19 protein-coding genes, 1 tRNA gene and 1 pseudogene are annotated in these 24,890 nt (G+C 39.0%); 11 read left to right on the plus strand and 10 right to left on the minus strand.

Annotated elements, in window-relative coordinates:
- Positions 1-15: 15 nt before the first annotated feature.
- Positions 16-1,446, minus strand: a complete 1,431-nt coding sequence (locus tag ACHFIZ_RS04875) for an arabinose isomerase (RefSeq protein WP_410883415.1) — start codon at positions 1,444-1,446, stop codon at positions 16-18.
- A gap of 100 nt (positions 1,447-1,546) precedes the next feature.
- On the opposite strand from ACHFIZ_RS04875, the gene ACHFIZ_RS04880 reads away from it, so the two are divergent.
- From ACHFIZ_RS04880 to ACHFIZ_RS04890, 3 genes are all read left to right on the plus strand, one after another.
- The gene (locus ACHFIZ_RS04880; protein ID WP_410883417.1) at positions 1,547-2,041 is read left to right on the plus strand and encodes a TspO/MBR family protein; all 495 of its coding nucleotides are present in this window, start codon (positions 1,547-1,549) and stop codon (positions 2,039-2,041) included.
- Positions 2,042-2,118: 77 nt separating this feature from the next.
- Positions 2,119-4,413, plus strand: coding sequence for a patatin-like phospholipase family protein (locus ACHFIZ_RS04885; RefSeq protein ID WP_410883419.1), 2,295 nt, complete (start codon positions 2,119-2,121; stop codon positions 4,411-4,413).
- 12 nt (positions 4,414-4,425) lie between these two features.
- Positions 4,426-4,956 (plus strand): hypothetical protein, encoded by a 531-nt coding sequence (locus ACHFIZ_RS04890; RefSeq protein WP_410883421.1) that lies wholly within the window; start codon positions 4,426-4,428, stop codon positions 4,954-4,956.
- On the opposite strand, the gene ACHFIZ_RS04895 is transcribed toward ACHFIZ_RS04890, so the two are convergent.
- Positions 4,953-7,217: a BamA/TamA family outer membrane protein gene (locus tag ACHFIZ_RS04895; protein WP_410883423.1), complete on the minus strand. Its 2,265-nt coding sequence runs from the start codon at positions 7,215-7,217 to the stop codon at positions 4,953-4,955. The genes ACHFIZ_RS04890 and ACHFIZ_RS04895 overlap by 4 nt on opposite strands.
- Before the next feature lie 131 nt (positions 7,218-7,348).
- On the opposite strand from ACHFIZ_RS04895, the gene ACHFIZ_RS04900 reads away from it, so the two are divergent.
- From ACHFIZ_RS04900 to ACHFIZ_RS04910, 3 genes are all read left to right on the plus strand, one after another.
- Positions 7,349-8,098 carry a TrmH family RNA methyltransferase gene (locus tag ACHFIZ_RS04900; RefSeq protein ID WP_410883425.1) on the plus strand — a complete coding sequence of 250 codons (750 nt, stop codon included), beginning with the start codon at positions 7,349-7,351 and terminating at the stop codon, positions 8,096-8,098.
- A 49-nt stretch (positions 8,099-8,147) separates the two neighbouring features.
- Positions 8,148-8,221: transfer RNA gene (locus tag ACHFIZ_RS04905), tRNA-Cys, on the plus strand.
- A gap of 30 nt (positions 8,222-8,251) precedes the next feature.
- Positions 8,252-8,428, plus strand: coding sequence for a spore protein (locus ACHFIZ_RS04910; RefSeq protein ID WP_410883427.1), 177 nt, complete (start codon positions 8,252-8,254; stop codon positions 8,426-8,428).
- Positions 8,429-8,490: 62 nt separating this feature from the next.
- Here ACHFIZ_RS04910 and ACHFIZ_RS04915 read toward each other — a convergent pair whose 3' ends face one another.
- The gene (locus ACHFIZ_RS04915) at positions 8,491-9,528 is read right to left on the minus strand and encodes a quinone-dependent dihydroorotate dehydrogenase (protein ID WP_410883429.1); all 1,038 of its coding nucleotides are present in this window, start codon (positions 9,526-9,528) and stop codon (positions 8,491-8,493) included.
- Positions 9,529-9,586: 58 nt separating this feature from the next.
- Here ACHFIZ_RS04915 and ACHFIZ_RS04920 point away from each other — a divergent pair, with 58 nt between their 5' ends.
- Genes ACHFIZ_RS04920 through ACHFIZ_RS04930 form a run of 3 tightly spaced genes read left to right on the plus strand, consistent with a single transcriptional unit; the run spans position 9,587 to position 13,296 of the window.
- Positions 9,587-11,503: an ABC-F family ATP-binding cassette domain-containing protein gene (locus ACHFIZ_RS04920; protein WP_410883431.1), complete on the plus strand. Its 1,917-nt coding sequence runs from the start codon at positions 9,587-9,589 to the stop codon at positions 11,501-11,503.
- 2 nt (positions 11,504-11,505) lie between these two features.
- Positions 11,506-12,768, plus strand: a complete 1,263-nt coding sequence (locus ACHFIZ_RS04925) for a DUF5103 domain-containing protein (RefSeq protein ID WP_410883433.1) — start codon at positions 11,506-11,508, stop codon at positions 12,766-12,768.
- A gap of 6 nt (positions 12,769-12,774) precedes the next feature.
- Positions 12,775-13,296 carry an acyl-CoA thioesterase gene (locus ACHFIZ_RS04930; protein WP_410883435.1) on the plus strand — a complete coding sequence of 174 codons (522 nt, stop codon included), beginning with the start codon at positions 12,775-12,777 and terminating at the stop codon, positions 13,294-13,296.
- A 4-nt stretch (positions 13,297-13,300) separates the two neighbouring features.
- On the opposite strand, the gene ACHFIZ_RS04935 is transcribed toward ACHFIZ_RS04930, so the two are convergent.
- From ACHFIZ_RS04935 to ACHFIZ_RS04945, 3 genes are all read right to left on the minus strand, one after another.
- Positions 13,301-13,705, minus strand: a complete 405-nt coding sequence (locus ACHFIZ_RS04935; protein ID WP_410883437.1) for an EVE domain-containing protein — start codon at positions 13,703-13,705, stop codon at positions 13,301-13,303.
- 1,239 nt (positions 13,706-14,944) lie between these two features.
- A complete protein-coding gene (locus tag ACHFIZ_RS04940) occupies positions 14,945-15,607 on the minus strand; it encodes a hypothetical protein (protein ID WP_410883439.1) in 663 nt (220 codons plus the stop codon).
- Positions 15,604-15,939: a PadR family transcriptional regulator gene (locus ACHFIZ_RS04945; RefSeq protein WP_410883440.1), complete on the minus strand. Its 336-nt coding sequence runs from the start codon at positions 15,937-15,939 to the stop codon at positions 15,604-15,606. The genes ACHFIZ_RS04940 and ACHFIZ_RS04945 overlap by 4 nt, the downstream gene beginning before the upstream one ends.
- A 318-nt stretch (positions 15,940-16,257) precedes the next feature.
- Here ACHFIZ_RS04945 and ACHFIZ_RS04950 point away from each other — a divergent pair, with 318 nt between their 5' ends.
- Positions 16,258-17,352, plus strand: a complete 1,095-nt coding sequence (locus tag ACHFIZ_RS04950; RefSeq protein WP_410883442.1) for an acyltransferase family protein — start codon at positions 16,258-16,260, stop codon at positions 17,350-17,352.
- 26 nt (positions 17,353-17,378) lie between these two features.
- Here the strand turns inward: ACHFIZ_RS04950 and ACHFIZ_RS04955 are convergent, their stop codons facing one another.
- Positions 17,379-18,086 (minus strand): hypothetical protein, encoded by a 708-nt coding sequence (locus ACHFIZ_RS04955; RefSeq protein WP_410883444.1) that lies wholly within the window; start codon positions 18,084-18,086, stop codon positions 17,379-17,381.
- A gap of 142 nt (positions 18,087-18,228) precedes the next feature.
- On the opposite strand from ACHFIZ_RS04955, the pseudogene ACHFIZ_RS04960 reads away from it, so the two are divergent.
- Positions 18,229-18,417: pseudogene (locus ACHFIZ_RS04960) on the plus strand (DUF3606 domain-containing protein); the annotation flags it as partial.
- On the opposite strand, the gene ACHFIZ_RS04965 reads toward ACHFIZ_RS04960, so the two are convergent.
- From ACHFIZ_RS04965 to ACHFIZ_RS04975, 3 genes are all read right to left on the minus strand, one after another.
- A complete protein-coding gene (locus ACHFIZ_RS04965) occupies positions 18,344-19,096 on the minus strand; it encodes a LytR/AlgR family response regulator transcription factor (protein WP_410883445.1) in 753 nt (250 codons plus the stop codon). The pseudogene ACHFIZ_RS04960 and the gene ACHFIZ_RS04965 overlap by 74 nt on opposite strands.
- Before the next feature lie 8 nt (positions 19,097-19,104).
- The gene (locus tag ACHFIZ_RS04970) at positions 19,105-21,891 is read right to left on the minus strand and encodes a sensor histidine kinase (RefSeq protein WP_410883447.1); all 2,787 of its coding nucleotides are present in this window, start codon (positions 21,889-21,891) and stop codon (positions 19,105-19,107) included.
- Between the two features lie 130 nt (positions 21,892-22,021).
- Positions 22,022-24,868 (minus strand): leucine-rich repeat domain-containing protein, encoded by a 2,847-nt coding sequence (locus ACHFIZ_RS04975; RefSeq protein WP_410883449.1) that lies wholly within the window; start codon positions 24,866-24,868, stop codon positions 22,022-22,024.
- Positions 24,869-24,890 lie beyond the last annotated feature (22 nt).

A 24,890-nucleotide genomic window follows, 5' to 3' on the forward strand; every position in this document is an offset into this window, starting at 1 on the left:
TACTTTATGTTTTTTTTAGCAGACACGGATGGTTTCTACACCAATCAACAATCCCAATTTAGTGATTTTTGCGGAGATATGACCTGTTCCGATTGCACAATGATGGGCGGGACCATGAGCATTCCAGTTGTCCACGAACGCACGGGCACCAATACTAAATTTATATCTGCTGTTGGTATTTCCGATTTCCAGAATAGGGCCTGCTACAGACTCCGCTTCTGCCACTAAAAAAATGATTTTTCCATCTACAGTTTCAACTACCGATAACAGGGTAACCGGACCATGCTTAACAGACATTTCCACAGACAACCCTGAGCCAACCTTACCATGGTACTCTTTCAAAGGTTTAACCTTAATCTTACCCTCAGCTGTACCAGCATGACAAGGTCCGTCGTGCCCCATCAATACGACATCATCCTTAAAATCCATTGCATAATATTCCGTGAAAGAGCCACCGGCGCCAAAGATATCCATGATCTTCATCGCTTGAGCATTCTTGACCTCATACTCTCCTGCCACGGGAATTCCCCTCGCGGTGAGCAAGGAATTGCCTAAAATCACAGCACTCATGGTATCCTCATTCTGGTAATTTCCGGTTCCTTTATGATAATATGCAATTGAGCCCAGATTGTGTTTCAAAACGAGCTTATCTAATGCTACGGCAGTTTTTGCGGCACGTTCGAGCTCTATACCAGAGCAATCGTCCTGAATCTCAAAGGTCTGGTTGAATTCATACACTTTCGCTCCTATTTCTTCCAGGCTTACACCTGCTTTGATTTGCGACAGTTCATCAACCTCCAGAATCTCTATATGCCCTCCAAATGTTGCACATTGCAAAGTAAGGTTAGCGTAAATATCAAGCATCCCACCGTAGTAATTTCCCATTAGCCCAAGCCTATTGTGCGACATCACGTTTGCAACTTTGGCCGCTTCCAACCATTCTTGAATTTGAGTCCATGATTGTGGATCTTCATTCAGCACACCTGTTACCTGATGGAAGGGTATATTCGATCGCTTAAATACGTTGGCTATTTCAGGAACAGAGCAGGCAGAACAATTCGCCAACCACGCTCCTGTCATACTGGTACGGTTACCCATCTTATTAAAGTTGGTATAGTCGATACTTGCTTCAGGAGATAGGTTTAGAACAATTACGGGAACTTTTGCCCGTCGAACCACCGGTAAAATTGTAGAAGACAAGGCATAAGTTGTGATGTATAAAAATAGGATATCGACATCCTCCTTTCTAAAGTTATGGCCTGCCTGAAGGCCTTTTTCAGGCGTGTCTATCAATCCGAGGTTTACCACTTCGACATCCGATGCAGTTAATTTTTCAGCCATCTGTTGAACATAGCCGTTTAACCGATCCTTCAAACCATCAAACTGCTCCCAATAGGCTTCTAGGCCAACTCCAAAAAGGCCAACTCTTAGTCTTGCGTATTCCACGTATTTCTCTTTATAAGGTTTATTTATAGCTTATTGATACTATAAATCTAGAAATAATATTGGTTTCCTATATTGCAGTCTATATTAAAAAAAGAGAACTATGGTTTCAGCAAAGCAATCAGCAAAATTCAGCTTTCCGGCATTGGTAATCAATATATTTATCCCGATGAGCATTGGTGCTTTAGGGAGTCTGCTTACCCAGGAATCCGTGAAAACTTGGTATTTAACTATCAAAAAGCCGCCTTTTACACCTCCGAATTGGGCTTTTCCAACGGTTTGGACTACGCTGTTTGTGCTAATGGGAATCGCTTCTTATTTGGTTTGGCAACGGAGAAAGCAAGTTGATCACCTACCGCGGGTTATTGCAATTTATGCGATACAGCTATTGCTTAACCTGATGTGGTCTTTCTTCTTTTTCTATGCTCACCAGATTGATGCGGCATTTTATGAAATCCTGGCATTGTTAGCCATGATAGGTATAAATGGTGTAGCGTTCTACAAGATCGACAAAACAGCGGGCTTAATTTTTATTCCTTATTTTTTGTGGGTGAGTTATGCTACAGTTTTGACCTATACCATCATGCGGATGAACTAACTAATTCTCTGTATGGTAAAAAATCGTAAATTAGGAAAGTGAGATCTTTAAGATATTTCCTTTACCTACTGCTCTTTTTGAGCGTAAATAAAGCTTACGCGCAGAAGGTTGGTTTGGTTCTTAGCGGAGGTGGGGCAAAAGGAATCGCGCACATTGGAATTCTGAAAGCTTTAGAAGAAAACAACATCCCGATAGATTACATTACAGGAACATCAATGGGCGGGATTGTTGGGGCAATGTATGCTGCAGGATATTCCCCTGCTCAGATAGAAAAAATTGCCTTGAGTGAAGATTTTCAGGATTGGGTTGGTGGCAGGTATACCAGCGATTATTCGTTTTTCTTTCAGAAAAAAAGCATTAACCCCTCGATTCTAACAGCGAAATTATCGATAGACACTAATCTGAGACTTAGTGTACGTTCAAATTTGGTTAATGATATTCCGTTAAACTTTGCCCTATTAGAGCTGTTCTCTCAGGCCTCAGCGATCTCCAAGGACAACTTCGACAACCTCTTTGTACCTTTCAGGTGCATGGTGTCTGATGTACTTTCGCAAACCAGCATTACCGTAAGCAAAGGAAGTCTTGCAGAGGCAGTTCGGGCCACAATGACTGTCCCCTTGATCTACAGGCCAATAAAACTGGAAGACAAGTATGTATTTGACGGTGGTTTATACAACAATTTTCCTGCCGATGTGATGAAAAAAAGCTTCGATCCTGATGTCATGATCGGCTCCAATGTATCGTCAAAGATTTTTAACGAATATCCAAAAAGCAATGATGAACGTTTAATGAGCAGGTTGATGGTCTTCATGTTTTTATCAAAGTCGGACTCTACCTTGATCGGTAAAAATGGAGTTTATATTCAGCCTGACCTCAGCGGATACTCTGTGTCTAACTTTAATCCGGTAGCGGATCTGATCAAAAAGGGATACGATGCTACGATGGCTGAAATGCCCCTGATAAAGAAACGAATTAGAAGGCGGGTTTCAGATGAGGCATTAATTGCGAAAAGAAATGGCTTTAACAGCAAAAAACCAAACCTTGTATTTAGTGGTGTTACGGTTTCAGGCGTAAATACACAACAGAAAAAGTATGTAGAGCGCTTATTTAAGCGAGATCAAAAAACCTTTGATCTTGCTGATATCAAGCAAGGATATTACAAGCTTGTTGCCGATGAAACATTTGAAACGGTTTATCCGAAGATCAGTTATAACCCGGTATCTGACAGCTATAATTTTGAAATCGTTGCGAAACCTCAAAAAAGCTTTACAGTTGATTTTGGAGGGAATATCTCAACTAGACCAATTAGTAATGTATTCCTGGGATTACAGTACAACTACCTGAATAAGAAGTCTTACACCTTTGGAACCAATTTATATTCAGGTAGATTTTATGAGTCAGTACAGCTTAGTGGACGGGTAGATTATCCATCAAGACTACCATTATTTCTGGCCGCCGATTTTACCTATAACCACTTCGATTACTACAATACCAGTTCCATTTTCATAGAAAATCCGCATCCAACATATATTGAGCAGGCCGACAGGAAAATTGGAGTTTTACTCGGTATGCCACTTAACAGAAATGCCAGAATAAGTTTAGGAACTTCATTTATCAATAACGGCGATGAATATAGTCCAACTGACAAGTATGCAATTGGTGATCAATTAGATAAAACAATTTTAAATGCATCGAGATCGACACTCTCCTTTGAAAAGTATAATTTCAACAGAAAGCAATATCCCAGTAAAGGAAGAAATTTACTATTGAGTCTGAACTTTTACGCGGGCAGGGAGAGTTTTCAATCTGGCGGTATTGGCTCCAGCCAAAGTTTAGTCATGGCAATGCCTGTAAATAAACTTGTAGTGGATAGCAAATATCGGCAATGGTTTAATATCAAGGTTAGTGATGAAAACTACTTCCTTCAAAAGCGGAGGTATTCGTTAGGTTACCTTGCCGAAGCAGTTTTCTCGAATCAACCGCTGTTCTCAAGTTACTATTCCACGCTATTGTCCGCTCCAGCTTTTTATCCCTTACAGGACAGTCGCTCACTCTTTTTGCAAAACTTCAGGGCCACAAGTTATCTGGCCGGAGGCATTAAAAATATTTTCAGTTTACGGCGACACCTCGAGCTTAGGGCAGAAGCCTATGTTTTTTTACCTTATGAAAAGTTTGAGAAAGTTGGCTTTCAGGGTGTTGGCCATTCCTCGTCTTTAGGCAAATGGCACTATGCTGCTACAGCAGGGCTGGTTTATCACACTCCCGTGGGTCCTATTAGCTTCAGTTATAATATCTACGACGACCCGATAAAAAGAAACGGCGTTTTACTACATTTGGGATACCTGATCTATAACAAGCGATCAATAGAATAAATACCATTGGGGATGAAAAGAATACGCCTATTAATTTTGCTGCTTACGGCATCTATATACAGTTACGCACAAAATTCAGACATCAATAACTTTATAGTGAAGGAGAGCCTATTGAAAAACAGCAAGCTCGCGATTATTGCCACAGATTCATTGAACAACCCTATTGAGGAAATTAATGGCCTCTATAGATTCAGTGTTAGTGGTTTTACCCAGGAAGTTAGGTTTAGCGATGGGGTAGCGGTTTTGCCACTTCCTTTAGAAAGCTCTGCTTTTGTATACATCAAACATGAAAATGACCAGGGGCCCCATAGCAAGCTTTTCTATGTTTATAAAAAAGATGGAAACCTAACTCCTTATGCTTTTAATAGTTTGTGGCTTGTACTATTTCCGGTTATCCTTTTTGCAATTGCCTTCCTATTTAGAAAATTCCTCATTGTAGCGGTCATTCTATTTTTGATCTTTATATACTTCAATCATAGCAACGGTTTGAGCCTTGGAACATTCTTCGAGACCATATTCGATGGTTTGAAAAGCGCTTTTTAGAAAGGCATTCCTATACCGAAGTTGTATTGAAGAAAACGGTATTGCATTGGACTGTTCATGGCATTGTAAGCTCGCTTAAACTCCTTACCACCGCTAAAAAGCTTGCTGATCACCCATTGTTCTGAACCCTGAAACTGCGGATCCTTGAGCTTAAGGCCGACATCAAAACGGAACACAAAGTACTGTACATCATATCTAAATCCGGCACCGGTACCGATACCCAACTGATTTCCTAGCTTGGCGAGGTCAAATTTAGTGGAAGACTCTGCGTTATTACTTGAGATATTCCAAACGTTTCCAGCATCAAGAAATACTGCCCCTTTTAGTTTGGCACCAAAGAACTTATTCAACAAAAGATACCTGTACTCCAAGTTGGCTTCGATATGCATATCGCCTAGTTGATCTATACCGAAAAGAGACCTTCTGGTTGCAGAATCCGGTATACTAATACCTCTATTATAATTTCCTGGCCCTAAAGTTCTCGCTTGAAAAGCCCTCACCCCACTCGAACCACCGGCAAAAAAAAGTTTCTCAAATGGCATTGCTGTCGAATTACCGTAAGCAAAACCCACGCCTGCGTTTATCCGGGTTACTATTTGTTTTTCTCCCCCAAGACCTTTGTACCACCTTACATCGACTTCAGGACGTATGTATTGGTTGAATGGCAAGCCAAATATCTCAGCGAAATCACCAGACTTGGGATCGTGCTTATTTCCCGAAAGTTTAGAAGCAAGCTGCAATAGGTTACCAGCAAGATCCATATTGCCCCTAAAATAGATGAAGTTACTGTTAGTTAGCAGCTTATCAGAATTCAAAGAATACGTGTATTTGATTCCCAAGGTGATGTCTTTTCTGCTTAAAAGCCTAACATAGTATTGATTGTTCTGGATAATGCTATCTGATAAGTTGCTGCTTAGATTACCTAATCTGTACTCGAAATTTAAGGGCGTAATGGAATGGTATTTTGACTTAGACTCCACAAACTCGTACGTTACGGAATTTAGGAATACATGACGCTGGAAAAAATTTGTTTGTAACGCATAGGCGTAACTCGTAGAAAAAACGGTATGTGGCATCCCCCCCCTTCTTCCTGGTCTGGCAGATATGAATGGTAACATTAACCGGGGCACGCTGATATTAGAACTCAATGAAAAGTCTCTTTGGTAAATATCACTGAGCAATGAGGTACCATTTCCAATACGGGACTGCAAGCCTCCTTTAATTTGGAATTCAAAACGTTCTGCTCCCCTAAACAAATTATTATTGGTATAGGTATTACTTAGCGTAAAGCCTACGGTACCGCCATTAAAAGGAATTTCTCCTTCTACCCTATTACTCATAATTTTTTGAGGGATAAGCTGGATTATTGGCAGCAATTTATAGGAACTATCCTGGGCTTTTGCGTAATCAATTTTAACATTCTTAAACACGTTTAGTTCATACATCCTATCGTAGGTCAGCGTTTCATTTCTGATATCATAGGTTGTGGAATCCTGAAGAAAATTGTAGCGTGCGATCGGACCCCTTCTAAACTTACCAGAAAGGTCTGTGTATCGAAGACCCCTATACAACCGGGAACTCTTGCCAGCATCGTTAAGAAGGCTATCCATCGGCCCTTGAAAACCCTCAGCATCTTGCGCGATGATCAGGCTGGATTCGCCAATGGTATATTTTTGGTGTGCAGCTTTATCTTTAGGATTGTCGATCAAAAGAGATACATTAACTTTGCTAGAATTCAAGTTAGTATCAAGCTCGAACTTCACGTACGGTCTGGCAAAATCAAAGTAACCGTTCTCCTTCATTACTTGGTAGATCCGATCTCTTTCATACGAAAGGGAATCGTCGTCATAGCGCATACCTTCTTTGAAATGCGTAAATAGTGATTTGTTTTTTAAATAAGTATCCTTGGTTACGCTATCAGTGATTTTATAGGCTATTTTGTTAATAGAAAAGGAAGGGCCTTGATTTGCCTTAAATCTAACTTTAGCTTTCTGGTTCTTGGCGTCAATTGCAGAAGTTACTTTAGCCTTAAAATAGCCTTTGCTAATTAAGAACTTTTGTATCTGATCTCTGGAGATTTCTACAAGGGCACTGTCCAAAATTGGAGGCGGAGTACCGAGTGGCTTAATCCCTGTAGTTTTATACTTACCATCTTTGGTATTAAAGATGTTATAAATTATTACGTTAATCCCGATGGTAGATGTAGGCCTGATGTCTTTCTGAATATAGTTTAGTGCCTCTTCCTCAAATTGTTTGTCCACGCTATCTATTTTAACCTTCTTAACAATCGACTGGTAGTCCGCAATATACTTTGTTGAAGAACATGCGGATATAAAGAGGAGAATAAATAGTAATATTGCAGGATAAAAGGTGTTTTGTTTACAAGGAAAATATGCTTTCAAAGTCTCAGTTAAGTTTTATAAAATCGTTACATCAAAAAAAGTACCGTAAAGAAAATGGGATATTCATCGTTGAAGGAATAAAGTCCATTATAGAATTTATTGACTCACCTTTTAAGATCCACAGCATATACTATCTTGCTCAATACCAGTCTTTACTCCCTGCTTTGCCTGCAAATATAAAGTTATTTGAAGTAAACAACGCTGAACTGAACAAGATTAGTACGTTACAAACGCCGCAAGGGATTTTAGCGCTTATTTATATCCCCGAAGCTGAGAATTTGAATGCCGAGAACTTGAAAGGATCCTTCACCTTAGTTCTTGACGGAGTTCAAGACCCGGGTAATCTGGGAACGATAATTAGAACCGCAGATTGGTTTGGCTTCAAGTACATTGTTTGCTCACTAAACACTGTTGAGGTTTATAATCCAAAAACGGCACAAGCTACCATGGGTTCTCTTGCTCGTGTGAAAGTGTTTTATCAGGATCTTAGTTTTTTTCTAGCTGATAATGAGATAAAGGTATTCGGCGCCTTACTGGAAGGAAAAAGCATGTACCAGACAGAATGGGGTGGCGAGGGACTAGTGATCCTTGGAAACGAAGGTCAGGGAATAAGTGAAGAGGTACAGGCTTTTATCACCGATCCAGTAACGATACCGAGGGTTGGGGCTGCCGAATCATTGAACGTTGCCATTTCTGCAGCTATAATTTGTTCTGATATCAGCAGAAATTTGCAGAAATAAATTGCATAGTAAGTAATAATTACTATTTTTGCAGCCTGAATTTTAACAGGGTCGAGTGGCCGAGTGGCTAGGCAGAGGTCTGCAAAACCTCCTACAGCGGTTCGAATCCGCTCTCGACCTCCAGATTTAAATATTTAAATAAAAAAAATTAACATGGCAGTTACAAGACTAAAAAGAAAAGACAGAAGAAATAAAACATTTGCAAAGTTAGACGTAAAAAACTTGAAACTAGCGACTAACATCGAGTTAGGTAATCGCTCAAGACAATCTACAAAAGATCAATTGGCTCAAAACAATGCGATCCTGGATCAGCTTACTGCTAAAGCATAATATCTTAAGTTTTAAGATTTAAGCCTTTCTACGATTTAGAAGGGCTTTTTTGTGGGGTAATATCACGGCTGTTTAACCAGTTCCTTGCAAATTGCTTTGATCAATCCGGGGCCTTCGTAGATAAAACCAGTATAAAGTTGAACAAGCGAAGCACCTGCTTCCAGTTTGTCTATCGCATCCTGAGGAGAGTGAATCCCTCCTACGCCAATAATTGGGAAAGCCTTATTTGATTTCTGAGACAGATACCGAATTACTTCCGTAGATCGCTGTGTAAGTGGCTTCCCACTTAAACCGCCAGCTTCCTTAACAACAGCTTCCTCGGAATAAAGTCCGTTTCGATCTATTGTAGTGTTAGTTGCGATTAGCCCTGCGATACCAGTTTCAAGAACAATTTCTACGATATCATCCAGCTGCTCATTGGTAAGATCAGGAGCTATCTTCAAGAGAATGGGGCGTTTAACCGGGTTCCGCTGGTTACGTTGCTCCAAGGTATTCAGTAAATCCATTAAAGGTTCCTTTTCCTGAAGCGCTCTCAAGCCAGGCGTATTCGGAGAGCTTACGTTTACTACAAAATAGTCAACCACCTCATGAAGCCTGTCGAAACACTTGATATAATCGCTAACCGCATCTTCATTTGGGGTACTCTTGTTCTTGCCAATGTTACCCCCAATAACAATCTCCGTATTCTTACTTTTTAATAGCCTTAGTCGCTCTGCCAGGGTGTCTACCCCTTTATTGTTGAAGCCCATCCTATTAATAATGGCCTTATCGGCCTCCAGACGGAACATTCTTGGCTTATCGTTACCGGGTTGAGGTAGTGGAGTTACGGTACCAACCTCAATAAAACCGAATCCGATATCGCTCAATGCTTCAATGTATTCTCCGTTCTTATCGAATCCCGCAGCTAAGCCAACCGGGTTCTTAAACTTGATACCGAAAACCTCACGTTCCAGGCCTTTTATCTTCACATCGAAGCTACTTCTCAAAATAGTCTGACCTAATGGAAAGCGCTCATGGAACCATTTTAAACGTTCTACAACAAAATAATGAACTTTCTCGGGGTCAAATTTGAAGAATATCGGTTTAATAAGACGGTACATGGAACGAAGGAATTAATTAATGCCAAAAATGCACATTTGTTTGTATTTTTGCAATCACATGATTTCAATAAACGACTTAACATTCCTTATAGGCTCCAGAGCTTTATACGACGAGGCAAACTGGCATATTAAACCAGGAGATAGGGTTGGACTAATTGGTGCCAACGGAACGGGAAAATCTACACTTTTAAAAATAATTGTTGGTGAATATGGGCCATCTTCAGGCAGCATTTCTATGTCGAAAGACTTGAAAATAGGCTACCTGAATCAGGATTTACTTTCTTACGATTCACATCATAGCATTCTGCATGTTGCAATGGAGGCATTTGAACGCCAGAACCAGCTTCATGATGAAATAGAAATACTCCTAAAGCAAATTGAGACCGACTATTCTGAAGATGTCTTATATAAACTCAGCGACAAGCAACAAGAGTTTGAGGCTTTAGATGGTTACAGCATAGAATATAGAGCAAATGAGATCCTTGCAGGTCTAGGGTTTAGCACAGAAGATCAGCACAGGCCATTGAACACCTTCTCCGGTGGATGGAGAATGCGTGTGATGCTTGCGAAGATTCTATTACAAACTCCAGATATCTTATTACTGGATGAGCCTACAAACCACATGGATTTACCCTCCATCAAATGGCTGGAAACTTATTTAGGTAGTTTTGAAGGTGCTATTGTAATCGTTTCCCACGATAGGTACTTCCTGGATAAAGTAGTGAACAAGATTGTTGAATCGCGCAAAGGAAAACTGACACCATATTCCGGCAACTACAGTTTCTATCTAGAAGAAAAATCACTGAGAGGTGAAATCCAGAAAGGTGAATTTAAAAATCAGCAGGCTAAGATTAAGCAGGAAGAACGCCTGATTGAGCGCTTTAGGGCAAAGGCTTCGAAAGCTAAAATGGCGCAATCCCGCATGAAAGCGTTGGATAAAATGGAGCGTGTAGAAGATGTGGATGACGATAACCCTACCGTAAACTTCCAGTTCAAGTTCTCTAAACCATCTGGTCGGCACGTAATCAAAGTCGACGAAGCTAACAAAAGCTATCCAAATATTGAGATACTAGAGAATGCTGATGGACTTATTGAAAAAGGAGATAAGATTGCCTTGATTGGTGCGAATGGAAAAGGTAAGTCTACCCTGCTAAGAATTATTGCGGGCGCAGAAAGCTTTGAGGGGAAATGTGAAACTGGTCATAATGTGACCACCACTTTCTTTGCTCAGCACCAGTTAGAATCACTGCATTTAGAAAACACCATACTAGAAGAGCTTCAGGCTTTTGCACCAAAGCATACAGACACTGAGCTTAGGGGCATTTTAGGCTGTTTCCTATTTACGGGAGATGATGTATTCAAAAAGATACGCGTACTTTCCGGAGGAGAGAAATCAAGGGTTGCCCTGGCTAAATCTCTGACAACGGATTCAAACTTCCTGATCCTAGATGAGCCTACGAATCACCTGGACATCCAATCGGTAAACATTCTGATTCAGGCCTTGACGCAATATGAAGGTACATTTATAGCAGTTTCTCACGATAGGTATTTCTTAGACAATGTGGCCAATAAAATTTGGTTCATTGAAGACAAAGACATTAAAGAATACCCTGGAACGTATGCTGAATACGAAGAATGGAATAGTAAAAGACCACCAGCAACCCCTACTCCTGTGCCAGTGAGGCCAGATAAAGAGGTTAAGAAAGTAGTTGATGATAAGCCTTCTACTCCAAATCTTCAACAGCAATTGAAAAAGCTGAACGATCAGCTTAAAAAGATTGAGACAGATATCTCAGAGTTTGAGAATCAGGTTAAAGCTATAGAGTCGGAGATTGCTGATGAAAAGACCTACTCGGATTCCAGCAAATTATCTGAAGCAAACAAACGCTACCTGGCATCGAAGAATCTGCTTGATACTGCTCAGACTACATGGGAAGATCTTGCATCTGATATCATGGACCTGGAAGGTAAGTAGAGATGAAAGGCTTTACATGCTTTCTACTTCTAGTATTAAATCTCCAAATTGCTGTTGCACAACAGCAATTTGTCTATGAAAACAAAATCTACCAACCGAATATTAAAACGGTAGAATGTTACAATGCGCAAAAAGAGCAATCTATTCCAATCATTACGCTGAATTCAAATGAGCAACTGATCTTTTCGTTCGATGACCTTAATGGTGGCAGTAAAATCTATTGGTATGCCATTGAGCATTGTACTTCCGATTGGGAACCTTCTCGTCTTTCTACAATGGATTTCCTGGAGAGCCTATCGGAAGACAGAATACAGGACTTTAAATATTCATTTGGCACCCTACAGAAGTTCACACACTACGAACTCAAGATACCCAACACACAGATCAAGCCTAAGGTCTCAGGAAACTACCTGCTGAAAGTTTATGAAGATGGTAACCTTAAAAAACCAGTAATCTCCCAAAGATTCTTTATAGTAGAAAACATTGTCAATGTCGCAACGGATGTTGTACCAAGTCCGCAAGTATCCTTACGGTTTAGTAATCAGAAGCTCAACTTTACCATCTTCCATAAAATAGCAATTCAAAATGCTTACACCGACGTAAAGGCTGTAGTAATGCAGAATGCGGATCCTCTAACAGCAATTACCAATACTAAACCTTCTTTTATTAAGCCAGGCGCTTTGGTGTACAATGATTTGAACACCAATGATTTTCCCGGAGGAAATGAGTTTAGGAAATTTGACATGAGAAGTCTGCGGTATAAGGCAGAAAACGTGCAGGACATCATTAAAGATTCGATCATCAATGTCATTCTTTTCCAAGATCCGGCAGCGAGTAAAGCAAAGTATAGTAATCTGATAGATGAGAACGGAGCTTTCTTCATTAGAAACAATGAAGGGAGAGAGCCGGTCACAGATGCAGATTATGCAGGAGTTTCCTTTACGTTGAACTCGCTCCCGCCCACAAAAAATGGCGCGGCTTATGTAGTGGGACGATTTAATAATTACGTTTTGAACGAAAGTAACAAGCTTACTTATGATGCGGGAAGAAAACGCTTTTTTGGGAACATTACGCTGAAACAAGGACTGTACGACTACAAATATGTCTGGCTGGATAAAGATACCGGCAAGATTGACCAAACTGTTTTTGAAGCTTCTTTCTTTGAAACAAACAATACCTATCAAGTCTTCGTGTATTACCGTAAACCAGGCTCCCGTTGGGAGGAACTGATAGGATTTACAAACATTAATAACGTGAAGCGCTAAATTAATATGAGTCTTAAAGTAAAGAACCCCAGCCACTCTTTTACCATTATGAATGAATTGGTACTGCCTAATGATACCAATACGCTTAATAATTTGATGGGCGGAAGGCTTTTGCACTGGATGGACATTGCCGCTGCGATCTCGGCTCAAAAGCATTGCAATAGAATTGTGGTTACCGCTTCTGTGGATAATGTTTCTTTTAAACACCCCATTAAGCTCGGCGATGTAATTACCATCGAAGCAAAAGTTACCCGCGCATTCACTACCTCGGTTGAGGTAAGACTTGATGTTTGGGCAGAAAACATACCTTCAGGAGTTCGGCTGAAGTCTAACGAGGCCTACTATACTTTTGTGGCCATAGGGCAAAATAACGAGACTATTCCTGTAGCAGAACTTATTCCAGAGAGCGATGAAGAGAAGGAGTTGTTTGCAGGTGCTTTAAGAAGAAGGCAATTACGATTGGTCTTAGGCGGCAAAATGAAAGCAAATGACGCGCACGAGTTGAAGGCGTTGTTCTTTCCTGAGTAGCCTGCTAGCTTCCCATTTCCAGAATCTTGTCGAACTCTTCTGCTTTAAGCGACATGACGGAGAGCCTTCCTTGCCTGATTAGCGAAATATCTTTAAGACTTTCTTCCTTTTTGATCTGTTCTAACGATACCGGATTTTTCAGCGGTTCAACAGGAGACAGATCCACAACCACCCAGTTGGTATCGTCAGTGGTTGGATCCTGATATGATTCTTTAACAACCTTTGCGATGCCGACTACGTTTTTCCCCTCATTACTGTGGTAGAAAAGCACTAGGTCACCTTCTTTCATTTCTCTGAGATTGTTACGTGCCTGGTAATTGCGCACACCATCCCAGAAGGTACGGCCATCTTTATTAAATTGTTCCCAGCTGTATTTGAAAGGCTCTGACTTGACTAACCAATGATTCATTGTATTTCTTTATTTAAATTGTATTTGAGGCGATTTTCAAAGTCAATTTCAACGCTGGCGACAAAAGCAACTTCATTTAGCGGTTCAAACAGACCCATTGTTTAATTCTAGTATTTCGACTCCAAAGCTAATAAATCATAGAGAATAAGAAAGTGTATCGGTAGCGTTGTTTAATAAAGTGCGTTTCTGAACTGATAAAAGTTACCGATGTAAAGAAAATCGTGAACATTGATGGCAGGCGGCATAATTGATCCCGGCATTCGGCTATTTGAATTTTAGACCTTTCCCGCTTTGTTTTTTGAGAAAATACTCTCGTTGATATGGGGTTTGTACTGAAGTTTTTCAAATACCGCTCCGATATGTGTTTTATGGGTGTTTCCTTCGGGCCGAGCGCTAGCAGACACGAAGCAGATACGAAGCAGACTCGAAGCCAGGACGTAGAAGAGGCAACTAGTAATAAACCAGTGAGGCTCTTCTTTGTAGTCCTGAAATAGGGAAATGTAGTAGTATTTAGTAGCATGATTAGAAGCAGCATTGGTTGATTGCTTAAACGAACCTACAATACTGATATTAAAAAAAAGCAGATTTAATATTAAAAAAAGGTCAAGTGCACACTTAAAATGGTAAATGTGTACATAAATCCTTAAGTGTACACTTAAAATGCTACCTGCGCACTTATCCCCAAAGCCTTTAATTGCCAAAGCATACAGCTATATGCTCAAAAGATGGGATAAGCTGGCTAATTACGCAAGGTGACCACCAATCAGTGGAACAAAGCGCGATCATCTTTTCAATAACAGAATCCTGTGCTTTAAATAAAATGGACCAACTACTGCCGTCAACCTAGAAATCATAAATGGAAATAATCCATGCGGCATGTATAGATCAGGACAGGAAAAATGCAGGATAAGATTGTTGACCCTGACACTGTATTCTAAAATACAATCAACACTTACTTTACGGGATGGATACGCTGAAACAAAGAGACAATAGAACTTTGTGAGGACTTTAAATAAATGCTATTAAACAGGGCTCAATAACTATCCTTTCATAGGCAGACACAGCAGGTACTGCGGTTGATCCATAAATATAATTTACTACTGTTGAAACTCAAAGTATCGTCGCTTATACTCGATAATAACCATGCTAGTGCTGAATTAAAATTAAGTGAACCAAATATAAGAATGACCAAGAATTTGATAGAGTGTTGAAACATATTAAAAAGTAAAAAAATGCTGGTTAGACCGCTAGTATCTTGATTCGCTTGTTGTAAACTTTTAGAAATGACCGGACATAAAGATTTAAAATAAACATTATTACGATGAGCACAATAACCCTTTGATGATTAGTGATGCCAAAAAAACTATGTTGGAAAACAAAAAGCGAATTGAAAGTATTTGTCGTCAGGCATCCCACGAGCAAGCACCGATGGAGAAAATCATACTTTATAGAAAGTTTATACTTGTTTCTGTCTAATACAAACCTTTTAAAAAGATAATAGAGGCAGGGAATACATGAAAAGATCACGATCGAGACAACCATTGGCTTAAGATTGATCTCTGATGTAAGGCTGGCATTATACAACATGTAACCAAAGAAAAGCACTGCCAAATGGCTCAATACTGTTGAGTTTCTAAATGAATTGAGCATTTCTGATCTCAATAATCTGTTGTATTTAGAAGTGACAGACTTTTGATAGATTTCTTCCTGCTTAACAATCCCTTGGAATCCACCAAAGTCATCCTCTACAATCTGCTTCATTAGATCCAAACTAAAGGGCTTGTCTGACTGTTCCATCGCATTTACAATATGATCGTAAAGTTCATAGTACGTTTCTCTATAACGAGGTGTCCCAGATATATATGCCTTGATTTCAACTAATTGGTCGCAAGTCAGTTTCATAATAAAGAAGGTTTAAGATTAAGAAGCATTTGCAGATTAGCTATAAAGTCTTTGGCTTCCTGAAGTTTGTTGGACATCTCTTTCTCTCCCTCTTTAGAAAGAGAATAGTACTTTCTAACCCTATTCTCTACTATCTCAGTAGAGGTCTCAAGCAGACCCTCAGCTTCCAATTTATGCAGGGCCGGGTATAGTGCACCTTCTTTTAGTAAGAGTTCTCCTTGCGTTATCGCTTTGACCTTTTGTGTGATTTCATAACCATACATCTTTTCATTCTGATCTAGTAGGTTCAATATAATCGTCTGGAGGGTACCCTTGAAAAGTTCGTTACTCATCGCCATAAACAAATGTAATGATTATATACATAGGATGTTTATGTATATCTAAATTTATAGTCATAGTGGGTCAGATGACAGATTATTCATGCTTTTGTATATCTTTAGTTAAAGTAGAAGTTGTCAAATAATTGTCCACGGTCGGTTAATACCAGATGAATTTGTGGAACCTGGAAATGATGATTCGGAGATCAGTGTAGCAGTTCCTTGGCTCCTTTCATTTTGAATTTTGATAGCATCATTGATTTAGATAACTTGGGGCATCAGCAGTCCCGGCACAATAGCCTTATTGGACTCACCCTGAAAGCATAAAAATTGATGGACAACCATACAACTACCACTACAACTTTGCAAACGAAACAACATTTCGAAATTCTGGATGGATTAAGGGGCGTTGCCGCCCTGGCGGTTGTTACGTTTCACTTTATGGAGTGGGTATATACGGATCCCAGCAAAAACTTCATCGGACATGGTTTTTTAGCTGTCGATTTTTTCTTCTGCCTTTCGGGATTTGTGATAGGGTATGCTTACGACGATCGCATAGCAAAAATGGGTATCCTTATGTTTCTTAGATCAAGGATAATTAGATTGCATCCCCTGGTTATCGCAGGATCAATACTAGGTCTGTTGGCGTTCCTATTTGATCCATTTGGCGGCCATCCAGAGTTGTATAGCACTGGCAAGATCATTTTAACCTTCATTTGCTCCATACTACTTATTCCTTTACCCATAATTGAAGATCGTGGCTTTAACTTATTTAGCTTCAATGCGCCTGCATGGTCATTATTTTGGGAATATATAGCCAATGTGGTTTATGCATTTATACTTTATAAAATGGGCCGCACCTACTTACTGTTGTTAACCATACTCTCTGCCTTTGCTATTTGCTTGGTAGCCTACCGTTCCGGTAATTTATTGGGCGGCTGGAGCGGACCTACGTTCTGGGATGGTTGCGTACGGCTTTCTTATTCTTTTCTGGTGGGTTTACTAATCTATCGTTCGAATTGGATCATTAAAAACAAACTTGGGTTTATCGGACTATTTGTTTTATTGTTGATCGCCTTTTTAATACCGTTTTCGAAATGGAACTGGATATCAGAACCTTTGATAGTTCTATTTTACTTTCCTTTACTGATAGCTCTAGGCGCAGGTACTACTTTAGCAACTGCTTTCAAAAAGATATGTGTATTTTCTGGACAAATTTCCTATCCGTTATACATGACGCATTATGCAGCCTTATGGATGTTTGGGAATTATTATATAAGTCATAAGCCGGAAACAATACAATTATCATTTATAGTTGTAATGGGATTAATTGTGCTTGTTGGAGCTGCTTATTTGGTAATGATTGCTTACGATATCCCATTTCGAAAATACCTAACAGATAACCGGAACAAAAAAGTGGTTGAATAATTAGCCGATACACTATTAGACTATAGTTAATCAATCAATCCCGCAGCCTTTAGCAACTTGACTACATTCGCTTGCTCGCTTTCTATAATAGTTATAATGATAACCCCTTGTCTACCATCTGCTCCATATAACGCTATGGCGGTCGCATCCTTTAAAACTTCTATCGATGCGATATGGTCTTGGGGTATAAAGGCTAAAGGGCTTTTTCCTTCTTTAATATTACTGTGGAATTTAATTTGTTCTAACTTATTCTTCAAAATATAAAGAGGCTGTAATTCGGAAAGTTTGTTGCCACCATCTATTCTAGTGACTCCTTTCATAGCAGTAGCTTTCTCCCAAACTTCTTCACTATTTACGCCATTAAAACTGCCTACTGTCAATAGCGTATTGGGATTTTTGAAACTCAGTTTAAAGGAAAAGGTTTTGCCAATCATAAAAGCCGATTCTTTGTTTACGTTCAATATTGTTTCCCTATAAGTACTGTCGGCAACCTGATAACTCCCAAAAATACTCGTAATAATTACTCCAGTAGCCGTATCAATCTCTAGTACTGAGAAATGAGTTGGAGTATAGGATTTGTATTTTCTAGTAGGAGATGTTTCGCTCGTAGATTGCACGTCGTTATATTTGAAACTTCTTATTTGCCAGGTTCCTTGCAGGAGATTTATCGGATCTTGACCATTAGCATTTATAAATAAACAAACTGATAGGGCGAGCATTAATAGATACTTCATATTTTTATCTTTTGGTTAGATTGAAGATACTATTTAAACCAGAAACATTTGCTTTCAATAGCTGTTAAGTTCTAAAATATTTTGGTAATCAATTAAAATCAACTACTATGGCAGACGACAAAAGTAAACAGGAAGAGACGATAGTAAGATCGACTTAAACGACAGCGACGAAGTTGCTTATGCCGCAAAGGAATTCGGAGTAACATCAGAAGAAATTAGGGCTGCAGTGGAAGGCTTATTGTTTTTCGAAGATTATATCAGCGCAATATTCTGGCAAGCACATCTTCCCTTCTCTGACGAGAAATTGGTATCTGGCTACCATCTTCCATAGCGATGTATCCTCCATCAGTTTTAACATAGGCAGCAATCTTACGAAAATTGATCAAGTGAGATTGGTGACTGCGAATGAATTGATGCATCTCTAGTAATTCCTGATATTCTTTTAAGGTCTTGCAAACCATGTAATGCTTCTGATTTTCAAGATAGAAATGTGTGTAGTTACCTTCTGCTTCAAGGCGAATAATCTTTGAAATAGCAATGAACTCAATTTTATCTGCAAGGGGGACTGCTATTTTCTGTTCCTCGTCTTTCCTGTCGATATTTGCAATCAACTCTCTTAGACGTTCGTTTTCTTTCTTGGGCCCTATTTGATGGATAGCTTTATCAACAGCATTGCTGAGTTCCAGAATATTAATCGGTTTAAGTAAATAATCCAAAGCACAGGCCTTAACCGCTTGAATTCCATATTTATCGAAGGCAGTTACAAAGATCAGCTCAAAAGTTTGCTTGCCATTGAGCAATTTCAACAAGTCAAAACCAGAAAGCTCGCCCATTTCTATATCCAGGAACAACAAATCGGGCTGATGTTCTGTTATAAGCAGCATTGCTCTGGCTGCCGATTCTGCTTCCCCCACGACTTCCACTGCTGGACAATACTCATGAAGTAAGAGTTTTAAGTTATTTCTACTTTTAGACTCATCGTCCACGATGATGCTTTTGATCTTCATCATTCTAATAATTAATCTATTGGAATAGTCAATGTCGCGGTAATGCCACTTTCTTTCTCTCCTAAATTAGCACTTAATTCTAATTTACCATCTGCGCCTTGATCGTTTAATAGGCTCAATCGTTCTTTCACCAATTTCAAACCGAATCCATCTTGTGGAACATGGTTGATACCACCTTTTAAACCAAGTCCATTATCTTTAACTTCGATTTTTAAATAGCTGGCTTCCATGCTTATATGAATTTCTAGTTTCCCAGCAGTTCCCTTCTGTGCAATGCCATGCAGGATTGCGTTTTCCACTAAAGGCTGGATGATCATTCCTGGGATTTCGATGAGTTCTGCGTTAATTTCGTTTTCTATATTGATAGTGAAGTGAAAATCGAACCGCAGCTTTTCCAACTCTCCATATAGAGAAACTGCCTTTAGTTCATCTGAGAGACTAATGAAGGTCTTCCCTGAATTATTAAGTACCCGCCTCATCAATAGAGAGAACTTTTCGAGATACACGTTCGCTTCTTTATATTGCTGATTGTTGATTAAAGACTGGATCGAATTCAAGGCATTAAACATAAAATGAGGATTCATCTGCGATCGGATAGCCTTAATCTCTAACTCTTTAATTTGTCTTTTTAATGCTTCTTTTCTTTTGATATTTGAGATTCTCACTTTGTAAATCCAAAGGAAGATGAGCGCTACAAAAAGGATGGAGCCTATGCTCCATCCTATTATTTTAATCAATTCTGCTTTATCTTCCTTATTCATTTTCTTGGGCGACAATGCTCTTTGTAGTGCTTCTTCGAATGGTATGTCTTGTGAAAGTTTATTTGGATTGTCGTTGATATTATCTGTGATAATGCGTTGATCCTTATCTAGCACAAAGGTCTTAATGTCGAAATTAGTTAATAGCACCAGATCTTCTATATCTTCATTATCTCTTGAAACTTCCACGTAGCTAACCTGAGGAAGTTTTTTAAGCTCGTCAGCTATAGCAGAATTGGGATAACCATCTTCTTTTAACTGTACAATTAGGAAATGAACTTTATTCGGATCTTGCTTTTTAATTCGTGCAATTAGGCGTTTTAATTCGTCTGGATAATGATAATTGATAGTAATACTTAATGCCTTGCCCTTAAATTTTGATAAATCTAACATGGAACCATCTGCAAGCGTAATCTTCTTCAGTGGAAGCGGCTTTCCTGGAGCCCATTGCGAGAGTGCCTGCCATTTGGCTTGTACTAAATTCGTTAAGGCAGTATCAGCGCAATTCTTAATAAAATCATCGTAATAAGGCTTTAAAGACTGTGCTTCCTGCCAACTGCTGGAAGATATCTCGTCTTCAAACGCATCAGCAAGGGAGTAGTAAAGTGGAAAGCGCTTGAGGTAATGTAATGAACTCACATAGTCATTTAGGAAAAATCCCCATGAGCCTCCATTATATTTACCTGATTTCCACGTAGCATATAATTTGAAGTTATTTAAGAATTTTTTATACCAATCGGCTTGGGTGTTTTCGAGCATCAGGACAGGTAAAGTGTCAATTGAACTAAAAAACCTATCTGGAAATCCCTCGAATGTTTCTGCAGCTTTTGGCTCTGGTAAAAAATTGGTTCTCTGTAGCAGGTCCAGACGTGCATTAGCTTGCTCGAAAGTGAATTTCTGAGTTAAGAATTTAATTACTTCTTGACTCGTTTGATCTTTGTTGGCTGAGATAAGCTTTATGAAGTTAGAGCGGTCAGCTGCTTGTGCTTCATCAAAACTTTTAGCAGAAAACGATTTTGGTGAATAATCTATTTCGGGAGTTTTCTTAACTTGATCAGCCTTTGCAACTTTGAGTCCGAGCATGGCAGCTTGAGCTCCTTTGCCTGAGAATTTTAAGGTGTTAATCAAATCATTACCATCTGCGCTGATCCGAAGGGTATCGCCAGGGCGCAAATACAAAGGAATCCGCCAGTCTACCGTTGCGATCTTAACATCTACGCCTGCCGGAAAAACTTGAGAGTCATCAATTGTTTTGGAAGGATTACGGTATCTCAATGAAACCGCATTCCCCCAGACTAAACGTGCAGTCCATTTGAAACTACCGTCTTCGCGGACCTTAAAGTCTTGAGCAGCTTCAGGTAAAAAAAGTCCCAGGTAGTCGCGAACCTGCTGATTTACGTTTTTTATCTGTCCTTCTATAATAACATTTGATTGAAGTGGAAATGATGCTGTGGTAACCAAAAATGTTAATCCTGAATTTTTGTATAGCATTCCATTAGACCAAGTTGGATCATTGTTATGAAGTGCTTCAAAAATGTATTTTGTAAGGAATGAACTTGTCTCCTGACCAATGGGCGGAAAATTTACAGATGAGCCTCCATAGGTTTTACGTACAGCAATTTCATTGAGCTCTATATTGGCAAATTTACCAGCTGGGATCATAGATAATACCTTTCCGTCTTTCGAAAGACTACCATTTAACCTAGGCTTAATAGTTTGTTGCACAATTCCTTGTTTGTAGGGCGGGTAGTAGGAATCATAACCTAAGGGTGCAGACCCTGGTACAGAGAATATCATTCTTATTCTTTCGTAGGTAAGCGAGTACTCCTTTTCACCGCCTGCTTTAAGAGTTTTCAGTGTGTATCGAATGTTGTATTGATAGCTTTCAGAGTTCGGCTTACGCGCGGTATCTGAAACCAGAACTTCAAACCAGTCTCCTGGTTTGAGATTTGAAAAGGGGTCACCTTTTTGAGCGAAGAGCAATTGCGGAATCCAGAAGATCGCAAATGTGATAATGGTTAAGAGTTTTTTCTGTTTCATAATTTAAGATTTGAAACAAATAAAGGGAAAGGCTCGGTCGCTAGCATAGTCGATCTAGCATACGACATATTTGATTGATTATTTAGTATAAGCAACATCAATTAAGTTGAGGTAAACTATTAGAGACATCCTATTTATTGAGCTTTTCAAGTTCATAAAGGTATTCCTTCTCTTTGCTTGACCTATCTGAAGCTTTGACCCAACGGTTAAAGTTGTCGTAGTTCCAATCTTTCATCTTCCCATTGTTGTTGAGCTTGGTTATATATTCCTTCTTTAGCTGCTCATAATTATCCGGATTAACCATTAGGGATGCTACAGCTTCAAGATAATCTCTGTAAGCACGATTTTGGCCAGTTAACTTAGGATCCTCTTCCTTAAATAGTTTAACTACCTGGGCAGGCTTGTTTGCCATTAATAATATTTCTGCATAATCATAAATATAAAAACCTTTGGAGCCTGGGAACCTATCATATTCCGCTTTAGACATCAAAGACGCCTCATCAAGGTATTTGTTACTTAATGCAATCTCTTTAAGTTCCAGGAAATCCAGTGCGGCATATAAAAAACTTTGAGGTTTCGAATGTTTATTAGCGAAGTAAGCATGTATATCTGCTGCTTTGCGCTTTTGTCCTAATTCATTAAAGGAAGCAGATAATGCTAACTCGATGTCGTTAATTAAACCTGATGGAATGTGTGTTTCATGGAGAATATATTTGTTTAGTACTAAAGTTGCCTCCTTATAATTCTTTGTTTTATACAAAGACATTCCCAGGCTATATCTATTAATATTCTGATTATATGCGTTTGAATCCAGCTCATTAGCTTTTTTTGCATACTTAACAGCCTTCTCAAATGAATGATAACGAGTTAAGAAATTTACTGCCTTAGTCATAGAGATCGCCATTTCGTTACTATTAACCTTTGGCTCCTTCGTTTTATAGCCGAGTTCCTGGAAGAATATTTTAGCATCAGCGCGACTTGTGATTTCCATTTCCATAAATCCAGTGTCGACAGGTAAAGGGTTATTTCTTAAATTAATATTGAACCACTCCATTTTAGCCATTTCAACGGGTAGAGTCTTCAAATGGTTACCACTTAACTCCAAAACAAATTTAAGCCTCTCCCATGGTACATTTGCAGGTAAGGTCTTTAAGCCTGTATTTGCTAAATCTGCCCACAAAAAATGTTTTTTAGGGCTTCTAAATATTACATCAAATATACTTTCCTCTTGTAATTCCGTATTTCCCTGTAAGTTAATTCTAGTTAAGTTCGAATTGCTCCCCATCCCGTATGGCAAAATTTTTAAGTGAGAGCCCTGAAGATTTATTTCCTTCAATTGCCTTAGAGATCCCATGTCAGACGGCAGAGAATTTAATCCGCAATAGTTTGCACTCAACACTTCAAGTTTTTTGTAGAAGCGGAAATTTTCTGGCAAGTTATCAAGTTTGTTATTGTCGATAAGAAAAACTCTTAGTTGATATGTGTTAACATGTAGTTGTGGTATTTTAATAATGTTATTTGATGCCAGATTAAGGTACTTTAATTGGTATAAATGCTGTAATCCTTCGGGATAAACTGAGATCTTGTTTCGACTTAGATCAAGACTTTCTAAAGTTGTAAAATCCCCCCACCGGTTGTTCAAGCTGCCTTCAAAAAGATTGTCGGACAGTGAAAGTGACTTTAAAAACTTTGAATTACTTAGTCCATCAGGGACGCTTTTTAGATGATTGTAATTAAGGTCAAGGACTTCAAGCTTTGCTAAATTTAAAATGGAAGGCAATTCAGAAATACCTTTCCAAATTGTTAGTGATTTAAGTTCAGGAAGTATATATAGACTTGCAGGAAGCATAAATCCGTTTTCCTTATTCCAATTCGTCAAATTGAACTTGAAAGTGAAACTTTCCAACATTTTTAGCGAACTAAAAAAATCAGGACAGAAAGACAAGTTGCATGAGTACATAGCTAATGAACGAAGCTTGGTTAGCTTCCCAATATTCTCAAGTTCCTCAGGATGGCTCTGAAATCTTGTTATATAGCGCAAATCCAAAAGCTCCAGATCCTGAAACTTGTCAAGATCCGAAAAGCTTTGACTAGTGTCTAGGATACCTTTAATTGATAGCTCTTTTAGACTCGTTAATGTAGATAAAGAGGTTACAAACTTGGCACCATCTTTCAATAAGGGTTCGATTGTAAGCTTCCTTAACTTTGTGAATCTTTTAAATATATCCCCGTCTGTTACATAGCAGGATTGAAAGTCAAGAATTTCCAGGGATTTCATATTGGCCAGCTTATGCAACAGGTCCTCATCTTTAGGATTATCATCAACCCCAACCCTTTGCTGAATTCTTGCAAACCGCCAATCATCATTATCGGTATTTAGGTTTTTCAACTGTGAGGTCGAAAGCTTAACAAATGCAAGCTGGCCCGGTAATGTTTCATTAACTGGTATTTCATTTCTATAATCCAGCAAATCCACACCTCTTAATAAAGGTATTTTTCTGAGGGTAGATAATAGATCTGCTGCATTTAAATTGTCTGCACCATAAATTCTAACGAATTTTAGATTTGGCAATTTTGTTATGTCTTCAGGCAAAGAATACTGTTTTTTGATCCTAGTTTCATAACCAGTGCTAAAGCTCAAAACTGCAATTTTTGGGAACTGTCTAAGTAGCTTAAATATTTTTACAAGGTCGGTTGTATCAGTATTGCTAACATAAACGTTTCGCACCTCTGCTTGTCTTTTATCTTTAATTAACTGAAATAAAGTTTGATAAGCAGCGCCCTGTAGAGAAACATTTTCATAATCAGGTTCAGCATACTTATCTCTATAAGTATGCAACATGGTAGATGAAGATTCATTTTCTTGAACGTACTTACTGTAGAGTTCAAGATCTGTTTGCGCAAAGGTGTTTAAACCACTAAACAGTAAGACTGTAATTAAGATCAAGAAGTTAAAAGAAGAACGTCGCGCTTTCATACCAGTAATACATTTGGTTATC

Origin of the sequence: Pedobacter sp. JCM 36344 (assembly GCF_046546555.1) — a bacterium.
GTDB lineage: Bacteria > Bacteroidota > Bacteroidia > Sphingobacteriales > Sphingobacteriaceae > Pedobacter.